General features: G+C 49.2%; 24 protein-coding genes and 1 pseudogene. 2 read left to right on the top strand and 23 right to left on the bottom strand.

Going from position 1 to position 18,599, the window contains the following annotated elements:
• Positions 1 to 15 precede the first annotated feature (15 nt).
• The 23 genes and pseudogenes from DSM2777_RS08895 to DSM2777_RS08995 all read right to left on the bottom strand — a co-directional run bounded on the left by DSM2777_RS08895 (position 16) and on the right by DSM2777_RS08995 (position 16,028).
• Entirely contained in the window at positions 16 to 2,472 is a 2,457-nt protein-coding gene (locus DSM2777_RS08895; RefSeq protein WP_061553734.1) for a phage tail tape measure protein, read from the bottom strand.
• The gene (locus tag DSM2777_RS23690; protein ID WP_071889881.1) at positions 2,465 to 2,584 is read right to left on the bottom strand and encodes a GpE family phage tail protein; all 120 of its coding nucleotides are present in this window, start codon (positions 2,582 to 2,584) and stop codon (positions 2,465 to 2,467) included. The genes DSM2777_RS08895 and DSM2777_RS23690 overlap by 8 nt, the downstream gene beginning before the upstream one ends.
• Positions 2,585 to 2,616: 32 nt before the next feature.
• Complete coding sequence (locus DSM2777_RS08900; RefSeq protein ID WP_061553735.1) at positions 2,617 to 2,898, bottom strand: phage tail assembly protein; 282 nt, start codon at positions 2,896 to 2,898, stop codon at positions 2,617 to 2,619.
• Between the two features lie 64 nt (positions 2,899 to 2,962).
• Positions 2,963 to 3,481, bottom strand: coding sequence for a phage major tail tube protein (locus DSM2777_RS08905; protein ID WP_061553736.1), 519 nt, complete (start codon positions 3,479 to 3,481; stop codon positions 2,963 to 2,965).
• 14 nt (positions 3,482 to 3,495) lie between these two features.
• On the bottom strand, positions 3,496 to 4,683 hold the full coding sequence (locus DSM2777_RS08910; RefSeq protein WP_061553737.1) for a phage tail sheath protein: 1,188 nt from the start codon (positions 4,681 to 4,683) through the stop codon (positions 3,496 to 3,498).
• A 136-nt stretch (positions 4,684 to 4,819) separates the two neighbouring features.
• A complete protein-coding gene (locus tag DSM2777_RS08915; RefSeq protein ID WP_061553738.1) occupies positions 4,820 to 5,233 on the bottom strand; it encodes a tail fiber assembly protein in 414 nt (137 codons plus the stop codon).
• Between the two features lie 16 nt (positions 5,234 to 5,249).
• Positions 5,250 to 7,163 (bottom strand): phage tail protein, encoded by a 1,914-nt coding sequence (locus tag DSM2777_RS24925; protein ID WP_082790868.1) that lies wholly within the window; start codon positions 7,161 to 7,163, stop codon positions 5,250 to 5,252.
• Positions 7,164 to 7,167: 4 nt separating this feature from the next.
• On the bottom strand, positions 7,168 to 7,707 hold the full coding sequence (locus tag DSM2777_RS08925; RefSeq protein WP_061553739.1) for a phage tail protein I: 540 nt from the start codon (positions 7,705 to 7,707) through the stop codon (positions 7,168 to 7,170).
• A complete protein-coding gene (locus tag DSM2777_RS08930) occupies positions 7,700 to 8,608 on the bottom strand; it encodes a baseplate assembly protein (protein WP_061553740.1) in 909 nt (302 codons plus the stop codon). The genes DSM2777_RS08925 and DSM2777_RS08930 overlap by 8 nt, the downstream gene beginning before the upstream one ends.
• A gap of 3 nt (positions 8,609 to 8,611) precedes the next feature.
• The gene (locus DSM2777_RS08935; protein ID WP_061553741.1) at positions 8,612 to 8,959 is read right to left on the bottom strand and encodes a GPW/gp25 family protein; all 348 of its coding nucleotides are present in this window, start codon (positions 8,957 to 8,959) and stop codon (positions 8,612 to 8,614) included.
• Positions 8,956 to 9,594, bottom strand: a complete 639-nt coding sequence (locus DSM2777_RS08940) for a phage baseplate assembly protein V (protein ID WP_061553742.1) — start codon at positions 9,592 to 9,594, stop codon at positions 8,956 to 8,958. The genes DSM2777_RS08935 and DSM2777_RS08940 overlap by 4 nt, the downstream gene beginning before the upstream one ends.
• 99 nt (positions 9,595 to 9,693) lie before the next feature.
• Positions 9,694 to 10,161 carry a phage tail protein gene (locus DSM2777_RS08945; RefSeq protein ID WP_061553743.1) on the bottom strand — a complete coding sequence of 156 codons (468 nt, stop codon included), beginning with the start codon at positions 10,159 to 10,161 and terminating at the stop codon, positions 9,694 to 9,696.
• Complete coding sequence (gene lysC, locus DSM2777_RS24785; RefSeq protein WP_218917632.1) at positions 10,148 to 10,414, bottom strand: Rz1-like lysis system protein LysC; 267 nt, start codon at positions 10,412 to 10,414, stop codon at positions 10,148 to 10,150. Before lysC ends, DSM2777_RS08945 begins: the two co-directional genes overlap by 14 nt.
• Positions 10,338 to 10,682, bottom strand: a pseudogene (gene lysB / locus DSM2777_RS24930) (Rz-like lysis system protein LysB); the annotation flags it as partial. The pseudogene lysB and the gene lysC, both read right to left, overlap by 77 nt.
• On the bottom strand, positions 10,679 to 11,188 hold the full coding sequence (locus DSM2777_RS08955; protein WP_061553744.1) for a lysozyme: 510 nt from the start codon (positions 11,186 to 11,188) through the stop codon (positions 10,679 to 10,681). The gene DSM2777_RS08955 and the pseudogene lysB, both read right to left, overlap by 4 nt.
• A complete protein-coding gene (locus DSM2777_RS08960; RefSeq protein ID WP_061553745.1) occupies positions 11,172 to 11,393 on the bottom strand; it encodes an HP1 family phage holin in 222 nt (73 codons plus the stop codon). Before DSM2777_RS08960 ends, DSM2777_RS08955 begins: the two co-directional genes overlap by 17 nt.
• Positions 11,384 to 11,587, bottom strand: a complete 204-nt coding sequence (locus tag DSM2777_RS08965) for a tail protein X (protein WP_061553746.1) — start codon at positions 11,585 to 11,587, stop codon at positions 11,384 to 11,386. The genes DSM2777_RS08960 and DSM2777_RS08965 overlap by 10 nt, the downstream gene beginning before the upstream one ends.
• Positions 11,587 to 12,069, bottom strand: a complete 483-nt coding sequence (locus DSM2777_RS08970) for a head completion/stabilization protein (RefSeq protein ID WP_061553747.1) — start codon at positions 12,067 to 12,069, stop codon at positions 11,587 to 11,589. Before DSM2777_RS08970 ends, DSM2777_RS08965 begins: the two co-directional genes overlap by 1 nt.
• 327 nt (positions 12,070 to 12,396) lie before the next feature.
• Entirely contained in the window at positions 12,397 to 12,582 is a 186-nt protein-coding gene (locus DSM2777_RS08975; RefSeq protein ID WP_061553748.1) for a hypothetical protein, read from the bottom strand.
• A gap of 101 nt (positions 12,583 to 12,683) precedes the next feature.
• Positions 12,684 to 14,981: a replication endonuclease gene (locus DSM2777_RS08980; protein WP_061553749.1), complete on the bottom strand. Its 2,298-nt coding sequence runs from the start codon at positions 14,979 to 14,981 to the stop codon at positions 12,684 to 12,686.
• Positions 14,978 to 15,196 carry a TraR/DksA family transcriptional regulator gene (locus tag DSM2777_RS08985; RefSeq protein ID WP_061553750.1) on the bottom strand — a complete coding sequence of 73 codons (219 nt, stop codon included), beginning with the start codon at positions 15,194 to 15,196 and terminating at the stop codon, positions 14,978 to 14,980. The genes DSM2777_RS08980 and DSM2777_RS08985 overlap by 4 nt, the downstream gene beginning before the upstream one ends.
• 69 nt (positions 15,197 to 15,265) lie before the next feature.
• Positions 15,266 to 15,778: a hypothetical protein gene (locus DSM2777_RS08990; RefSeq protein ID WP_061553751.1), complete on the bottom strand. Its 513-nt coding sequence runs from the start codon at positions 15,776 to 15,778 to the stop codon at positions 15,266 to 15,268.
• Positions 15,779 to 15,878: 100 nt separating this feature from the next.
• Positions 15,879 to 16,028 (bottom strand): hypothetical protein, encoded by a 150-nt coding sequence (locus DSM2777_RS08995; RefSeq protein ID WP_237087828.1) that lies wholly within the window; start codon positions 16,026 to 16,028, stop codon positions 15,879 to 15,881.
• 178 nt (positions 16,029 to 16,206) lie between these two features.
• On the opposite strand from DSM2777_RS08995, the gene DSM2777_RS09000 reads away from it, so the two are divergent.
• Both DSM2777_RS09000 and DSM2777_RS09005 read left to right on the top strand, forming a co-directional pair.
• Complete coding sequence (locus DSM2777_RS09000; RefSeq protein ID WP_061553753.1) at positions 16,207 to 16,665, top strand: helix-turn-helix transcriptional regulator; 459 nt, start codon at positions 16,207 to 16,209, stop codon at positions 16,663 to 16,665.
• Positions 16,666 to 16,830: 165 nt separating this feature from the next.
• A complete protein-coding gene (locus tag DSM2777_RS09005; RefSeq protein ID WP_061553754.1) occupies positions 16,831 to 17,835 on the top strand; it encodes a phage integrase in 1,005 nt (334 codons plus the stop codon).
• Positions 17,836 to 18,599 lie beyond the last annotated feature (764 nt).

An 18,599-nucleotide genomic window follows, 5' to 3' on the forward strand; every position in this document is an offset into this window, starting at 1 on the left:
ACTCCTCAACGTTCGTTACATGTGCGACAAGCTGTTTGCATAGCGTTGACGCTCATAGCTTTCGACCCAATCACTGAACATTTTCTTAGTGACTTCAGGCCCTTGCCCCGGAGGAACATGAATATCGATTTGGAAATTATGTTGGCTCTGATCTCGATAGCTAGAGCTTCCAGCCGCAAGAGGTGCGTAGTTTGCATTCAAGATACCGCCAGTTGGGGAGATAGCTTGAACATTCGCTTTTTGGCCGGAGTTTATGGCGTTGGCATCAATATCTGCCGATTGGCTCTTGATAATGCCAAGCCTTTCCAGCAGCCAGTCGACCTTTTCACCGAGAAAATTAAAAGCCTTCAATGGCAACGTTAAGGCGAGTGATAACGCTTCGCCAAAGAGTATTCCTGCATTTTTGCAGTTGTTGATGGCTTCCTGGGAGGACTCTACTGGGGATATTAAATCTGTAAACCAGCCCCATAGCTTTTGTAATCCTTCACTCGCTAAATCGAATTGCGCTTTCCAGGGCATAAACATTTCCGCCATCGGTGCAAACACAGTTTGTAGCCCCTCAATAACGCCACTAAAGAAGGCACCGATCGGCTCCCAATATTGACGAATGAGTAAGGCTCCTGCGACTATAGCTGCTGCAATAGCCACTATTGGCCACGTTAACGTGCCTAGAATGGCTAAAATAGCGCCCCCAGCGGCGGAGAATGCTGTCCAGAGTAGTCCTGCACCTGCCACCACCAGATTCATTCCTGCCACCACTTGCGACGCGATGATGCCAACTCCACCGAGTAGGCCAATTAGTGCACTACCAGCGCTCACGACGGCGATGATTGTTTGACTCAACGCCTGATTGTTTTGTATCCACTGTTCAAGCTTGTTGACATAGCGACTTGCTGTTTGTACCAATTGTCTTAACGAGCTTTCCTGCTGCTCAAACAGGTCAATTCCAATAGATTCATAGGCTGACTGGAAGGTTCTAATATCTCCACTGAGGTTGTTTTGTGAAGCAGTCGCGGCCGAATCTGTTTTGCCGTCAGATTTTTGCAATGCGGTGCTGATACCCGCGAGTTTTCCTGATGACGCATCGTGCATCAATACAGATGCAGCGGCGCTGGCGTTATTGCCAAAAATTGCCTTGGTGTATGCTTCTCGCTGCGCTTCACCTAGCTTATTGCTTGCAAAGCTGTGCTGAATTTCTTCAAGAATGGAGAAAATAGGACGCATGTTTCCCTGATTGTCGTTCGTTTTCACCCCGAGTTTGCTAAATATTTCGCGCGCGTTATCTGTTGGAGATTGCAAACGGCGGATGACATCATGGTTTCCAGTCGCCGCAGCGGAACCGGTGATATTGGCATCGGCGAGTGCGCTTGCCATTGCAGCCGTTTCTTCGATGCTTACGCCAGCACTGCTTGCCGCAGACGCCGTATAATTGAGCGTTTTATTCAGGTTATCGAAACCGATAGTGTTGCGGCTTAACGCTGCGGTAATAACATCGCTAATGTGTGCTATTTGGTCATTGCCGAGGCCAAATGCAGACTCCATCCCAATGAGTAACGCAGCGTTATCCTCAACGCTATGTTGGTTGGACTGCGCCATTTTTAATGTGGGCGCGGTAGCCGCAAGAACCCCATCCTTATCAGCACCAGCATTGGCGATAACAATCTGCGCCGTGGTGGCTTCAACGGCCGATCCCGCACTGTGGCCACTGAGCTTTTTCGCCTGTTGGCGAAGGGCTTGCATTCCCGAACTTGATTTATCTAATCCCAAGATAGTTTGAAGCTTGGTATTTTCCTGTGACAATGCGTAGCCAGGTGCTAATACTGAAGTCCCGAGAGAAAGTGCCGTTTTGGCGACGCCAACGCCACGATTTCCTAAGTTACCGAGATTGTCTGCGAGCACTTTACCTGATTGATAACGTTGTTTAATGTTTCCCAATTGAGTTTGGCGCTGTTTGATTCGCTCAAGGTTATTCTGTTGCCGATTGTTTTCGGCAAAGGATTTACGCTGTTGTGCGAGCCTATTAGACGTTTGCTCAATAGTATCTTTCAGACGCTGTTTGTTAGCGGGTAAGGCTTGTGGATTAATACCGTTTTGTCTCAGCGTATTACGCTGTTCCTTGGCCGATTTATGTAGGGCACGATATTTCGTCTCCAGATGAGAAACAGCCTGATTGGCATTATCCAAAGATTTAATTTGCGAGCGTGTTGGCGCTTCGGCATTTTTTATTTCTGCTCTGAGTTCGGCCGCTTCTTTTTTGGCTTTTTTGAATGCGTTACTAGTCGCTGACAGCTGGGCGCTTGTTTTGCGAAAACCATCAATTTTTCCCATTTTCGCATCAAGCGTATCAAGGTATTGCTGTGTCGTGCGTATGTCGTCAGACAGCGCTTTGTTAGCCGCCTTAATCGCTTTTAACGGGCGGCTGGCTTGGTCGACGGCAGTAAGAAGTATCTGTAATTTTAGACTGTTACTCATCCGTATTCCCGCTTCGTTGTAGCGCTTTTTGGCGCCATGAAATAAGTTCGGTAAGGCTCATGGGATTTAACTCTGATGGCGGCCAGTGGAATATCACCGCAATGTCCGCCATCAGGTCATCTACCGATAATTGGGCGGGAAACTCTAACGAACCGAATTCGGTGACAAAAAACCAATCACCTTGCCCGCTAGTGCAATCATATCTGGCAACTCCAACTTCAAGACATCGCTTTCAAGTAGCTGAGGGCTGGTCATTCGAGGTAAAACCTTCACCAGGGCGTCTACGTCCGAATTGGCTACCGCCGCGAGACTTACACCACGCAAGGTTCCTGCCGTCGGTTTGATTAGGGTGACTTGTTCAATCAACAGTTCACCGCGCTGAATCGGAGATTCTAGGAGAACGGTATTTTCATTTTCGGTATTCATGCGACTCTCTCAATTTGAATTCGGGTTAATCGGCCAGCGCAAGCACTGGCCGTCAATCGTGGGATTACAGACCGAGGTGCTGGCGATGTTGCGCCAGTCGATCAATGCCGTTAACTTTTTCAATCATATTGATGACGTCGATCTCAATGAGCTCCTTGCCATCCACGATCAGTTTGTAGTAAGTGCACTGAGTCGTGATTTTGGTTTCGGTATTCTCGCCTTGTTTATTTTCGCCACCGTCGATTTCCTTATGGCGACCTCGCAGTACGATCTCTACGCCGCTAACGTCACCAGTGTCGTCGCGCTGGTATGAGCCAGAAAAGCGTAAAGGCACATCCGAAGCGCCAGGAACGGCATATTGGCTCCACAAATCATCATCAGGAAGGCCGCCAATGGTCCATTCAACGGTCAATGCATCATCATCAAGGCCCATATCAATTGAGGTTGAACCGTTCATGCCTGCGCCACGATAGCTTTCCAGTTTTCGGGTTAGCTTCGGCAGGGTGACCGAATTGACAACGCCCATGTAGCTCAAACCATCATTGAAAAGGTTGAGGTATTTCAGTTTGCGCGGTAATGCCATGGTGTCTTAGCTCCTTAACTGTTGGCCATTGAGCCCAAGCTCACCAGATATTTATCGGTGATGCGCTGGCGCAGGGTGAGGTTTTCCAGTGGTGGCACTGGGGTGTAGTCGTAATCGATGTAAAGCTTGCCTGCCTTTAAGCTCTCTTTATCGTTCGAGCTTTCGTCATACCAGCAGTCAGCATCGATGATGTAGCCGTTAGATTTCAGCTCGCGGAATTTTGCTTTGATGCCTTCTACGATGTCGCGAATTAGTGTGGCGGTCATTGGTTTGTCGACGGCCCACTGGTGTGCTTCAGCCATGGTGTCAGCGAGTACTTGTGCGGTACGGACATAGTTCTCAAAGATAAATAGCGGTTCATCAGTGCAGGTGCGGTTGCCCCAGAAACGGAAGCCGTCGGAACGCACCGGCGTGGTGACACCCGCTTCATTCAACAAATCAGCATCGGTTCCTGGTGCTTGTAAGTCCCAAAATACTGAAGCACTCATGCCGGTGACACCGTTCACCCCGACGTTGGATAAGGTTTTATGCCACCCTTGCTCTTGGTCAATTTTTGCGCGCAAGCCTAAAGCTCGTGCAGTTGCAAAAGCCGTGGCACTGGTATTTGTTTTGGTGTCCCATGCCAAGAAATCGGGCCAAATCAGCATCAGTTCACGCTGGCTGAAGTTGTCGCGATACTTAATGACATCCGCTTTGGTTTTGCAGCCCCATGCGCTGATATAGCCAAAGGCACGCAGCTGCTGGCAAATCGAGGCCAGTGCAACAGCTACTTCCTGTGTATCCAGACCAGGCACACCCAAAATGCGAGGTTTAACACCGGTAACGGCTTTGGCCGTCAGTAGGGCTTTTAAGCCGGTATATTGGCCGTTCTCATCGGCACCGCCGATGATGTTGGAGAGGGTGGCGGCCTGAATGGCTTCTTCATCCTCGCCTTCGCCTTCGGCAACGCGTACAACGACAGTAACAGGTTTGCATTGGTCGCCAATGGCTGCCAGGGCGGCAGACAGGGTGCCTTTGGTTCCTGCTTTACCAGCGGCAGCGATAACGTCGGTGATCAATACAGGAACGTTGAGTGGAAAGGTTTCGGCATCTGCATCCGGGGCGGTGCAGACCATGCCAATAATGGCAGTTGATACGGTTGAAATGACGCGTGTACCTTCGTTAATCTCCAGTACTTGCACGCCATGTTTGAAATCGGGCATCGTGTTCGCTCCATTAGAAAGTTGCAAGGCTATTGTGCTGTGTGCCGAGCAAGTCTACGAGCGATGTAGGATGTACTGACGATAGTACAACAGGCAGTAAAAAGCCCTCGAGTGAGGGCGATAAATAATAGGTAAATCAGGCGGGGATTGGTGGCCAGTCAATGTTGGGGGCGTGAGATGTGTCTGCTCGGCTGAGTAGCACACGGTAAGTTTTCCACGCTTTGAGTTGTGCTGGTTCCTCATCCGTTGCCATCTCTAAGTCAATTGCATCTTGTAGCGTGCTAATTATGATAGTAGCTTCGCTCAGCTTATTGGATTTAATCGACTCTGCCTCACCGCTGGTTAACGTGGGCTCAATATAGGACTGGATCTCCCCATATTTTCCTGCTATTAAATCTTGATAAAATATGCGGCCATAATCTTCTATATCATCCATACATGCCGTAAAAGGCACTAGCTCAGCATCCGCACGACCTAATGAAACCATGCAGCCCACGGCAGTTTTTAACGTATCCGTATAGCGTGCGTCAGTAATATTAAAGAATTCCATACAACCTCTTATTTGATTAAGCAGAGCGGTAAGCCATACCATAAAACCATGTGCCACCTATGCCAATAGTATGCCCTAACCAAATCCACGTTCCGGCTAGCGCGGAGCCAGCATAATAGCGCTGGTTCGCATCAAGCATCGCTAGCTTTGCCCCTTGCATCGGCTTGCCAAAAGTCACCGTTTGGGTTGTGTTGGTAGCCACTAAAGTATAAGTTCCCACACCGCCAGCCCCTGCAAACGGCACCGCTTTAGCGTAACGGGTATCAGATTCAGCTTTGGTATAGGCTTGACCTGCGGGGGTGTAGCTACCTTTGGGCTGGAATCGCACATCGCTTTCAGCCTTGGTATAAGCCTGTCCCGCTGGGGTATAGTTTCCTTTCGCTTGATATTTAACATCAAAGTTGGCGTAGTTTGCGGGAACAAATTGACCATCCTTGTAGAACGAAAACAACGCACCGCTCCCCGCAGCATCTTGATAATGCACAATGAATCGATTCGCATTAACTAACGTCCCTGCTGACCACGTCGCATTAGCCTGTTTATATTTTTGCTTAATAAGCGGCCAATACTCCGATGTTCCCGCCGTGTCGATGTACTGGAAAATCGGTGCTTCATTACTATTTTGACTTGAGAAGGCGCCGCGTCCAATGCCTGAAACTTTTATAGCCCCCGCCATCGTACCGCCTGCCAGTGGCAGCGCCCCAACATCGTTAGCGGTGGGTTTATTCCCAGTACTATAGAGTGTAAATAGGCTATCTTTATTTCTAACAGCTATTTTTTTACCTTCAGGTCCATTTTCTGGAGCCAACCATTCAACCAAATTCCCGCTAGGAGAAATACCGCTAATCCCGATTAAATATACTGAACCATCGGAAGATTTATATTCACGGATACCGTTGAATGGTATTCCCGGCATTTTAGATAAGTCAGAATTTGACGTTGTCGTAATCGGTATGGAATTGCCATCTAGCCCAAACGCGCCCACTTTTAACACGGCGTTCGGCGAATTATCTGTCGGGGATGTTTGAACACTGGACGTTGCTGCCGAGCCCAGCTCTAAACTCTTCCGTGCTTCAGCTTTATTTGTCAGGTCAGACAAATTCTTGCTTTTTTCAAGACGTGTGTTGGCGTTTTCATTGGCTTTCCCAGCGTTAGAATCCGCCGTTTGCGCATTATCATTAGCGGTTTTTCCCATATCATAAGCTGCCTTTACCGCCTTCGGCGTGGAAGCTAGCATCTCACTAGTGCTATCGGTGGCACTGCTAAGCTGAACAATCCCTTTTCTGGCTGTAGTAGCATCCTGTGCGGTGTATTTGGCATTCGCCAAGTCATAAGCCACTTTCACCGCCTTCGGCGTGGAGGCTAACACCTCGCTGTCGCTGTTGGTGGCGCTGCTCAGTTGGGTGAACCCTTTATCTTTGAGCGTGGCATCAGGATGGCGGCGCGATTGCTCGTGTTCAAGCAGCTTATCATCGACGTATTCCTGGGTGGCTAGCACCGTGGAGGCATCGATCTGTAAATTTACGGAATCCATATCGCTGACAATCACCACCATGCGCAGGGTCTGCGCACGGCCAGATCCTTCGGATAACAGTGGCTTGTAGCTTTCGGCCATGTTACTGACCGCAATCAGCGCGCCAGTGTCGTCATACAACCCCAGTTCACGCATCCAAAAGCCACCGGTTTCTGGTGGGATAACCAGCTCGGCAACCAAATAATTTTTGTGTTTAGGATCAACAATCACTTTGTTGAGAACGGCCCGATGCTTTTCAGCAATCAGTTTGGTCTGTGCTGGGTCAGGCATGGGCAGCGTACCGCCGCCATCGCCAACGGCCATCTGCTTCAGATTGACTTTAGCACCGCCAGCGGTCGCGGCGGCAATTTTTGCCGCCCCAGTGGTAGTCAGTACGGCTTTATATTTTTGTACCATCACATTAGCTCTCTAGGTCAGGATAAACGGTAAGGATGTCGCCGTCATACAGGGCGCTGCCAATGTAGGCGTAACCGGCGACATCTTGCATAATAGTGAGGCCGATCAGGTGACGGCTGGCGGGTTTGGCATCTGCAATGAGTCGTTCCATTTCGAGATACATCTCTTCGCTGATGCCGCTTTCCAAAACGCCAATATCGAGGCGGAACGTACCCGGAGGATCGTCGGTTTCCCACCACTCGTTGACATTAATGACATAGCCGAGGGGTTCCACTACCCGACGAACGGCGCTGATAGTGCCTTTTCGGCTGTGGATGTAATACGCCGCGGTTATCACGTCACGTTTGGTCTCATCAGGCCAAGCGGCATCCCACCGATCAACCGAAAATGCCCAGGCTAAATAGGGCAATAAATTGGTTGGGCAGGTTTGTGGATCCCACAGCTGGCGCAGAGGAATCGGCGTTTGTGCTATCTCCGCACAGGCGGCAGCGGCTGCGACCTCCAGTGACGATGAGCCCATCGGCAATAGGCGGTTATCATTCATCGGCGCCGCCTACGGTAAGGGTGTAATCCGAGCAATAGGAAGCTTGTGTTTCATCTAGCACGATATCGGCGACCGGTTGGGCAAGCTCAACGCGTTGTACGCCTTCAACGTGAAGCGCGGCATAAATTGCTGATTTGCGAATATCTCGCCCGAGTCGGTGCTGTGCGCTGATGTAGGCTTTCAATTTATCTTCCGCAGCCTGTCGAACGGGTTCAACTTCGGGGCCTGGATAGAGATAAAGAACGGCGTTAATTTCATAGGTGACAATCTTGGCCGACTGAACCGTAACCCGATCTGCAACGGGTCTCACGTCTTCAGCATTCAGAGCGAGATAAACGATATCCGTGAGCTCCTGACTTGCGGCACCGTTCCCTTCGCGTGAAAGTACAGATATGGTGACGCTGGCGGGAGAGGGGCTGACTACGGATACATCGGCAACACGGCCATCGGCACTTCGCCCATGAAATTGATAGGAGCCTACTGAACCCGCGACGCTTAGGCCTTCAAAGGCTTGCTGAATACGTACGCGGAAATCACTATCTGATTCAAAAATTGCCGGAACAGGTGGAATCACTGTTTCGTCGGCGGGCGTGATGACCAGCCGCAGTATGTTGTAGTTAGCGCCCAAATTATCAAGATCTGAGCCTGTGGCGTAGGCCAGCATATTGGCACGTGCGGCTTCGTTGACGCGCTGACGCCAGATAATTTCTCGATAGGCGCTTTCCTCTAACAATTTAGTCAGCGGCTCAGACTCCAATTGCAAAGTACGAGCGACGGCATCACGCTGACTTTCGTCACACAGCGATAACAGCGTCGTTTTTCGCTCGGATAAAACACTTTCATAGTCTAGAACCTCAACCACGTCAGGCGCGGGAAGTTGGCTCAGGTCAATGGTTGCCATGATTTAGCTCACTGGAATGTTAAGAGAGAAGGCGCCGCTGTTGTCAGCAAGGGTGCCGGTGATATCAACAAACATTTCGCCATTAAAGCGGTTGTCGAACGTGATGGAGGTCAGGCTGATGCGTGGCTCCCATTTCAAAATAGCCATGTAACAGGCGGCCATCAGTTGTAGGTTGAGCGCCGCGTTTTGCGGCTGGTCAATCAGGGCTGACAGTAGCGAACCGTAATCTCTACGCATGACGCGGGTTCCTATCGGGGTAATAAGAATGTCGCGTATGCTTTGACGAATATGGTCAGTATCTATCCGTTGTCTGCCATCATTGCGATCCATGCCGGAATAGTTGGCTGTCATTTTGTCCCCTCAGTCCATTCGCCACCGCTCTTAACTCCGCCATGGCCATGTTTATCAATTTGAACGCCGTTTGATGTAAATGCGCCGGTATGGTCAATGGTTCCCTCCATTTTGCCGCCACTTTTGACCTCAATAGAGCCGGTGGTCAGTTTGTTGGTGCAAATAACTTCAGGCGTATCAAGCGTAATGGTTTGGCTGGCAATCACGGTGACCGCCGGTGAGGTCACCACTACCGATTGAGTTGCCGTAACGTCTGCGGTTTTTACGTTGTTGACGATTAGTGCACTGGTGGCCGGTTCATATTCAATAATCGCTCCATCGGGGAACGCGACGTGATAGGCATCTGCTGATGAAGACGGCGCAGAGAAGTCATCGCAATAAATGCCTGGTAGCACGAAGGCGGTATCTAATTCGCCGCCCACGGCAAGCAGCAATACCTGCTCTCCCACGGAGGGAGCCCACCAATCACGTGAACGTCCTGCCCGACGTGTTAACCAGTTAAGCCAATCCGTTTGGATTTCGCCGGTTTGCACGCGACAACGGGCGCCTTTGGTATCAACTTCAGAGACGACACCGGTGCGGATAAGGTTGCGCATTAGGCGCTGAAGGTCAGAGATTTTAGATAACGTATTCATGGTAAGAAGGATGCCGCCTTGTGCATTCGGCGGCAATTCAGCGGCGTCGTGTGATGGCGTAAACAACGAACAGTGTAATTGCCGAGAATAAAACGCGAGCTAGTCAACCCAGCGGCTGACTAATTCTCCGTTGATATACAGTGCTGTTGGCCTGTCTACCGGCTGTGGGGGGAGGGGTTCTGGCAGCGTGGTTACTTGCAAAGTGCCGTCTTCGCACTTAACCAATGTACGTTCCGTGAGATGCAGGGCAATGGTGATATTTTGGCCAGCATCGCCATCGCCATCGATTCGGAAGGTGAAGCCGTTTTGTTTATCTTCGTTGAGCACCATAATGTCTGGCTGATTTTCTCGTAACCAAAGGTTGATTGGTGCGAGTAGCTGCTCGATGTCATCGGAATAATTAGTAAACTTCAAATTCAGCTGGTACTGCTGCTCAAAAGAAAGTGATGCTGCAAGCGTCGATGTCACGCTGCCGCTATCAATCGACATTTGCAACATTTTGGGATTGCTCGTTAGCGCAGGCACGACTTTTTCCAGTGCGCTACGTAGGCTCTTAGGTTTTAACATCGAGTATCTCCTGACATTGTTTAACTGTTTCAATTTGCAGCGCGCAGCTGATCAGCGCATGCTCCAGTTGGCGATTATCGTCACTCAAATCACCGTTCGTTTTGGGCTGACTCTGTGGAATGGGGCAACTGACTACTTTCGGACAACCACTGTAGATAATCGGTGGGGGTATCGAAGGCGGGGCGGATGTGCAACCGGGCAATATCATCAGGCAGAGGAGACTGAAACCAACCTCGGAGATCTGCGTTTTCATTGAGTAACCTTTTCATTTTCAAATCATTGCGATTGACTAGCTGCTGTGCCCGGTCTCGCTGTTGGCGTAAAGCGGCCTGCGCACGCTCGTTGCGAGCCGTGTTTTCTCGTAAGGTGGCGAGCTGATGAGCGGCAGTATCGAGGCTAATTTTTTGTTCATTGATGATCTTCTGAGCACTTTCAAGACGATGTATAAGAGCCTTATTTTCAAAGTTCATCCAAAACAAACCTGCAATGGTGAGGGTTAACAGAATAGTTAACGTTTTCATGTCACCCCCTCCATGCAGCGAGTGAGCTCAGCATTACGGCGGTTATTCACGCCTTTATTCCAGGTACCGTTGACAAATGACCAACGCGGCAGCTGCTGACAGGCTTCGCGCCACTGCTGGCGTTTAATTAATGTGGCTAACGTCGAACCACAGGCAGCGCCTGTGCCGACGTTAAAGGCAAAGCTGACGACGGCGTCATACACAGGTTGAGGCATCGCCACCGGCATACAGGCTGCGAGTTTTTTCTCTACTTGCAGCACGTCGCTGACTAAATTCACGGCCGAGGTATGCTCGTTGATGGTTTTTTCCGGCTTCACTCCGATTGTGTGGCCGATCCCTGATGTCCATACTCCGGCGCTGCATTGATAAGGCGCCAACCGGCAGCCTTCTAAGTTGGCAATCAAAGTGAGTCCCTGTGGCGAGGTTTTCAGCTGTGGGTAGTTGGGAAGCGTGGCTGCAAGCGCTAGCACCACGGCAACGCTACAACGTTTAACGATTGAGCTCATCGAAAGTCCTCTTATCGAGGGTGACACGTTCCAATAGCCGATAGCTTTTACGTCGGTAGTACCAATTAACCAAGAAGGTTCCAACGCCGACGGCGGCACCGATTAAAAACGCGATATCTTGCGGTGTTAACGCACCGAGAAACATGCATATTGCTGAGACGCAGTAGGCGACAAATGAGCTGATTCGCTCGACACTCAGTCCCATAGATTAAGAAATTCCTTTTGCGATTCAGCGTTCACAACGGGGAGTTCGACGGCTGTACCGTGGGGGAGCAGGGTTCCGATATCCGCAAGCCCAGGATTGCTACCCAGAACCTCTTCAACCACGCCTTCGGTGCGGCCATAATGACGATAGCAAAGCGCATCAAGGGTATCGCCTTGTAAAGCAATAACTTTCATTAGAATCCCTCTGTACGGCAGCGTTGATGTGCCCTTATGAGTCTGACGGACCACTGCGCATCTCGGCACAGATCCGCAATGGCCCGATGCGTATTCGCTGCAACGGGGCTATTCGTTTTGTCGACAATATGTTTAACGAGGTTCGCACTGGCTAATGCGGCAACGGCTCGATGGTAGTGAAAACACTTTTCGCTTTCGCCATCGAGCTGCAGAGCAGGAACACAATTCAGAGAGGGATAACCAGCCGCTATTTGGCGTTGTCGATAGTCATATAACGTGGCATTGGCTTCCGAGATGCCCGTCATTATCGCGTTACGAAATGCGGGCTCAGTGGGGACATGTTTGACATGTGTCGCCTGCATTAACTCGTAGATACGAATAGGATCAATATCTGGCCAAAAATAAGTATTCCGTATCCACTTCTTACTCGCCTCTTGCTGGGTGGCGGGTGTTGGGCTCCGGTTTTTCAAAATAGTATTCATAACAACCTCAAAATGAAGGCGGGGTATTGGCCTAAAAACCAGATCGCGCTGTCATGGCGAATTGTGTTGGTTTTAACGTGAGATTAGTTTCGCTATGCAGCAGCGGTGCCGCCATCTATTGCTGTTTGGCAAGCGGCTAAACAACATGAGTAGCCAATAAGACGGTCGTTTGTGCGATCGCTACGGAGAGTTATGACGAAAGGAGCATGTATGGCGATAACACTGGGGTAGGTGAATGGCGTTTTAGGCGTTTGTGCAGTCTTGTAGGACTGCACATTAACAGTAGGCAGTAGGGCGTGAGTATTAAGAGCTTAAATCGAGAGATTTTTATGAATCTTTAGCCTTATAAAAAATCTCTTCATGATCGTTATCTGGCAAGCATGCGTCTGCGAGATCAGAGATCATTGATAAGGCCATCTGCAGTTCCTGAACGCTAAGGTCTGCAACGAGAGAAACTTCGGCGATGAATTGTACTCTCGAGAGAGCGAGGTGTGTGCGATCGTTCAGTTCCATTGTTGTCTCCAGTGTATACTGTGTATTTATACAGTTATGTTGGGATTATCTGAGTAATTAGTCAAGCCTGCAATGTATGGATATTTGATTTACTCCATGATTTATAAGACTCTTGCTGAATAATTGTTCGTAACTTCCTCCCTGATATCGCTTTTTCTATAGTGGAACGTCAGATCCCCAAAGCTCACTTTTGCCCCGCGAGCGAGCACTTCCAGTTCCCAACGTTGCGGATGAATGCCTTTGGCCGTGAGGTCAGCGTGAATTTGTGGCAGGCGTTGCCGTTCGGCTTGGGTTAAACGTGCCGAAGGTGCAGGCTCTGGCCGGTGCAGTTGATCGTAACTTCGCTGTTTTCGGTTCACTTTTGGCGCTTGCTCCTTCAGAAGCGCTCTTATCAGCAGCACGTTGCCGATGTCATCCCATGCTATTTCGTCTACAGGGGGCAAACTGATGCGTTTTGAGTCCTGTTCAGGTGCCTTATTGGCGGTTTCTTCGGTGGCTGCTTTTTCAGCAGATCCACAGTTATTGACAGGACTCCGAGGCGCGCCAGAGGCGCTTTTTAAGGTCAAAGGCTCAAGGTCAACGGCTTTAGCGACGATGCGCCATTGAGTGTCACGGGTGGTGTGAATGTGGTTTTCACCGAGGTGCGGGGCGAAGATGCCCACGATTTTCTGAACGTCTTCATCATATTCGTTAGGTTCATCGGCAACCTTGCGAGCCACGCGCACGGTTTGTAAATCACGAGACACATTAGCGCCACCTTGTGCCGCGATATAGGCAGCAAAATCGCCGCCTGATGCCGCAGCACGCACGGCTTCGACGCGCTCATCAAAGCTTTCGGCCAGACTGATATAACGCAGATTTCGACTACGGCACTCACGGTAGGCGCCCATGGTCGGCACCCCAATGGCTTTAAACTGCGGGATGCGCCACGTAGACGCCCACGCGGTAACCGCGGCGGCAGTGTCTGACAACGGTTTACCGGTTTCGCTATCGATCTCGCCGTCGAGGGCATAGCCGTCGATATTTTTGGCGATGTACTTAGCGATATATCCCGCCGCGCCGCCTCGGTTGAGGTGCTTACACTCGAAGCGGTTTTCCTGTGCGCCGCGTTCGTCACCGTCTTCCATCAGCGCGTAGCGCTTCATAATGGCAACGATTGAAGGGCGGTGCTTCGGTTCGCAAAACAGCATCATGTGCCAGTGAGGCGTGGCGTCGTGGTGTGGCTCGACCACGCGCATTCCGTAGACCTTTAGGTTTTGGTCTTTGAACGCGGTGCGCATTTTGCTCCAGATATTGACCAAATAGCGCTGGCCGTCTTTAGGCGAGAACGCGGCTTCATCCCATTTGTGATTGAGTTGCACGCGGATGTTGTCTTTCTTACCTGTTTTGCGCATCGGGTGATATTTCGAGGGCGTGGTGATAGTCAGGAACATGCCGACGTGTTTCATGCTGGCCGCGTATTTCTCGATCCCCGCGATGGTGCTCATGAGTTCCATACGACGGATTTCAGGATTCGAGATACTGGCCATGACCTTATCGATCAGGGAAAAACGCTCGCCGGTGTCGACGTTCTCCAGCTCGCAGGATTTCAGATATTCCATATTCGCCAAGCGGCGCGCCTGCACGTCACGGATCGCCTGTTTGCTGGCATAGCCGGATTTATTGCAATGTACTTCACCGGCGGCAATCAACAATGCCTCACGCCACTGCGTGCGCTGGGCTTTGAGCTGGCTAATCCACCATTCATCATTTAGCAGACGCGCAATGCTGGAGAACGCTGAACGGATATCCAGCGTGCCTTTGTGGTATTTCGTCCAGTTCAGCGGGGTGATGTTGAAAGCGCGAGCTGCGCCAGCAACGTGGCCGTAAATCTCGGCCTGTGCTTCGTCGGTGAAAAGCTCTGCTTGGGGGCTGTGCAGCAAAAACGCATCGCTAAGTTCTTCGTAAGCTGAAAAGAGCTGTCCCGCGATGCGACCGGCGAGGCGCTCAAGTTCACGATCGTTCATGCCGGGTAAACGGCGATAAATGTCGCCTTCTGACATAAAGCACTGTGAGGCGCTGAGGTTCATGGCGAACTTGCGGTTAACGATATCCAGACGCGGCCAGATGCGTGGCTCAACGGTGAACACCAGAAACTTATTCGCTGCGTGCAGGCTTTTGTTCTTCAGTAGCCACGCATGGCGGTTTAGCAGAATGGTGCTCAGAAAACGCGGTAGGGAATCGATACGACGCAAAACAGCTTGCCCTTGCTGGTATTCGGCAAGGGTAAGCTGTCTTTCTCGGCCTATCGCTTTTTTAGGCGCGTTCCATGGGAAAAGGCCGACGAAGGCGTCGGCTTGGGTTCCGGTAAACTGTGGCGGCGGCGAGGGGGCGATGCGCCCCCGATGAGGTTGGCTCATGCGCGAAAATGCTTGCGAGTGAGCTCGCGGATCTGCTGGCAGTGAATGCAACACTGCACACCGGCGATAGCCATGCGGCGCGCTTCAGGGATAGGGGCGTCGCAGTCTTCGCAAGTATCAGCCGAAACAGAATGATGAGACTGTCTCGCCGCGGCAATTTGTCTTTCAAGTTGGTGCTGTTGCAATTCTTGGGCGCGATCGATGATGTCAGCCATGATGATTCCTTAAATTTTGAGCGCACGAAACCCGGCGGGTTAACACGCCATAAATTGAAAATGGGTTATTTAGTTGAAATAGGTTTCAGGTTTGACCGAGGTCAGAATGTCAGGTACATCGGCGAACATATTGAGTAATTCACGGATTGCTTTAAGTACTTTGTCTCGCCAAGCGCAGGTCTCATCCTCGATGCGCCAAACAGGTTGATTGAATTCGGCCTGCGTCAGTCCAGCATGAAGAAATAACGTTTTGCGCACGCTAATCGGCAAGCGCTGAACATAGGCGGCGTTGCTGATGGCATGTTTGCGGTATTTGGCAAAATGGCTGCGCAGTTCGTCTAGTGCATTAATTACACGCTCGCGCTCGGAGTCATTCAGCTCAGACAAGCGCATTAGTGGGTGGTGTTTTTTTAGACCGGCATGAAAGCACACTGTCGAGCGATAGCGTTCTGGCATGGCATCATAAAACTGGCAGCTTTCTTCCCAGCGCGAGCTGGCGAAGTGTTTGCCGATAAGTGAACGTAGACGGATCGGTATGGTGTGTACGTGTTCAGAACTCAATGCTAGGCGTAGGGTCATCATGCTGCCTCCATCAGAATTAGAATATTTCATTGTTGTCCCTGTTATTCAAAAAGTGGCAGGTAGCTAATACTTTGCCAATCAAGAATTCACAAATATGAATTTAATGATTAACCAACGTGCTTAGCTCAGCTTCTTTCAGTAATGCCAGCATGTTGATTAAAACGCGTTCTGCTTTACCATTTTTAGGGCGAATAGGCAGTTTCCCTAGATGGATCCAGTTATAGCAGGTACCAATCGGTAACCCGGTCAATCGAGAAAACTCCTCAACGGTGACAAATGGAGTCGTTAGAGATATTGAAAGTGGCATTTGCGTAAGGCATTCTGTCCTATGGATTAAGTAATGTTGTAGATAGCTTTTAAATTCATATTTGCCATTTAAGCTACCTCCATCATTTCATATTGTCAATTTTTAGTTGGGATTTTGAGAAATGAAATTTCAAGGTGGCGAAAGCGCGGTTCAGCGCCTAATGCAGGCTTATGGCTTCACGATGAAGAAGCAGTTAGGTGATCATCTAGGAGCGGGGACTGGGACGATTAGCACTTGGGTTAAAAGAGATTATTTCCCAGGTGAGGCGATTGTGAAATGTGCGTTAGAGACAGGAGCCTCTTTGGAGTGGCTTGCCACCGGAGAAAATGGATATGATGCTAAATCAATTTCACCGGGCAAAAAAAATATCCTAAGTGTTCCGAAAAAAATCCTAAAGAAGGGGATACTCGAAGACTGTGGTACTTATTTCCTTGATCTGGACTCGATAGACCGCACGGTTGTAGATCCCATTTATATTGTAAAAGATGAAATATCTTGGTTGTTTGATAAAAAATTGAGCAAGTTATTGATGGGACATGGCTGCTTAAAAAAGGTGACGTCGTCGAAGTTTCAGACATGAAAATTTTACCGCGTGATGAGCTTCTGATTAAAGATATCGTCTGGCCAAAAGATGACATCGATATCCTCGGTATGCTTATTTTTACACAGATTAATGAAACCTAAATATTGATTACTGTTTTTATATACAGTAAAAACTCTTTATGACCACGTGATGGAGTAAAGAGTGACTGTACGTAAATCTTCAAATGGCAAATGGATCTGTGAAACTTACCCTGAAGGCCGACAAGGAAAGCGGATTAGAAAGCAGTTTGCTACTAAAGGCGAGGCGCTCTCGTATGAGCGTCAGCTTAAGCTGTATTCTATCAGCGTTGATACATCAGATGCAGAGAACAGCGGCCAGACACTATCAACGTTAGCTCAGCGATGGTACGACATGCATGGTCGTTCTTTAGCTGATGGTGAAGCACGTTTGCGTAAGTTAGAGCAGCTATGCGGAAGTCTTGGTGATCCGATTGCTAGTATGTTTACCAAGTCTGACTTTGCAGAGTATCGTAAACAGCGCTTAAGCGGTAAGTTTGGCCGATTTACCAAACCGGTAAAAGAGTCGACGATCAACCGTGAACATTCGTATCTCAATGCGGTATTTAATGAGCTCAAGAGGCTAGGTGAATGGCAGGGGGATAATCCGCTTGATGGCGTTCGCCAGTTTAAAGAGAGTGAAAACGAGTTAGCTTTTCTTTACCAGGATGATATTGAGCACCTGCTAGGTATTTGCGATCAGTCTGCGAATGCTGACCTGGGTAATGTGGTTCGGATTTGTTTGGCTACCGGCTCCCGTTGGAGTGAAGCTGAAGGGCTGAAACAATCACAAGTTGTTCCGCACCGTATCACCTATATCAATACTAAGGGAAAACGGAACCGCACAATTCCAATATCTGAGTCGCTTTATAACCGACTACCGAAGAAACGTGGGGCACTGTTTTCTTCATCCTATGACGCATTTCGTCGTGCTTTAAAGCAAGCAGATATCGAGTTACCTGAGGGGCAGTTAACCCACGTACTACGACATACCTTCGCAAGTCATTTTATGATGAATGGAGGTAATATCTTGGTGCTAAAAGAGATACTGGGGCATACCTCCATACAGATGACAATGCGGTATGCGCACTTTGCACCGGATCATCTTGATGCTGCGGTGCAGTTGAATCCGTATGACAGATTGCGTTAGGCATCATTGGTTATGCCCCAACAACGCGAATATATTTTAGTATGGGCTTAAAGTCCTATTTAGAGGGTGAGAAATTGGCAAATTCATTGAGTGGAAAACTAGCTATAGAGCATGGTTTTGAAGAAATTCCTGATAAGGATGCCTACCTTGGTTTCGTCTATATTAAAGATGAAAAAAATGGATTCACGAGATTGATGCTCTGAAAAAAAAACTGCTTGTTTCAACCGATGCTCAATTGGTTGAATTGGGGTATGACGTTGAAATGTACCGTTCTATAACGGGAACGCGCTCAGAAGCCAACGAGATGGAAGAGCTTTATAGAGATCTTTCTGTGAATGATGGAGAAAAAGTATACCTGTCTGATGGGATGTATCTTTATCCAGATGGCTCTATCAGGTAAAAGGAAGACAATGAATAGCTATCTGCCTACAACGAGGCTAATGGATAATGTATAAATTCGTAATTTTGTGGGTCTTTCAGTGGCGGCATAAACGCAGCTAACAAAAACATTCAACAATATTCAGAATGCATCATTGCTTTTATAACAGTAACTTATTGATTTATCTAAACCTATTCAGGTTTTTAAAATCCCTCGGCTGTAAGGCTGTACGAGTTCAAGTCTCGTCCCGTATGCCAAGGAAATTTACTGGAATAATCAAAGCAATAAAGCAGTGTCGTGGCCGCCGAGAGGCGGTTTTTTTGTGTCTAAAATCCGCCTTTTCTAATATGATTTTCCTCTAGCATCACACAAAAGCAGGAATGTC

Origin of the sequence: Obesumbacterium proteus (assembly GCF_001586165.1) — a bacterium.
Classification (GTDB): domain Bacteria; phylum Pseudomonadota; class Gammaproteobacteria; order Enterobacterales; family Enterobacteriaceae; genus Hafnia; species Hafnia protea.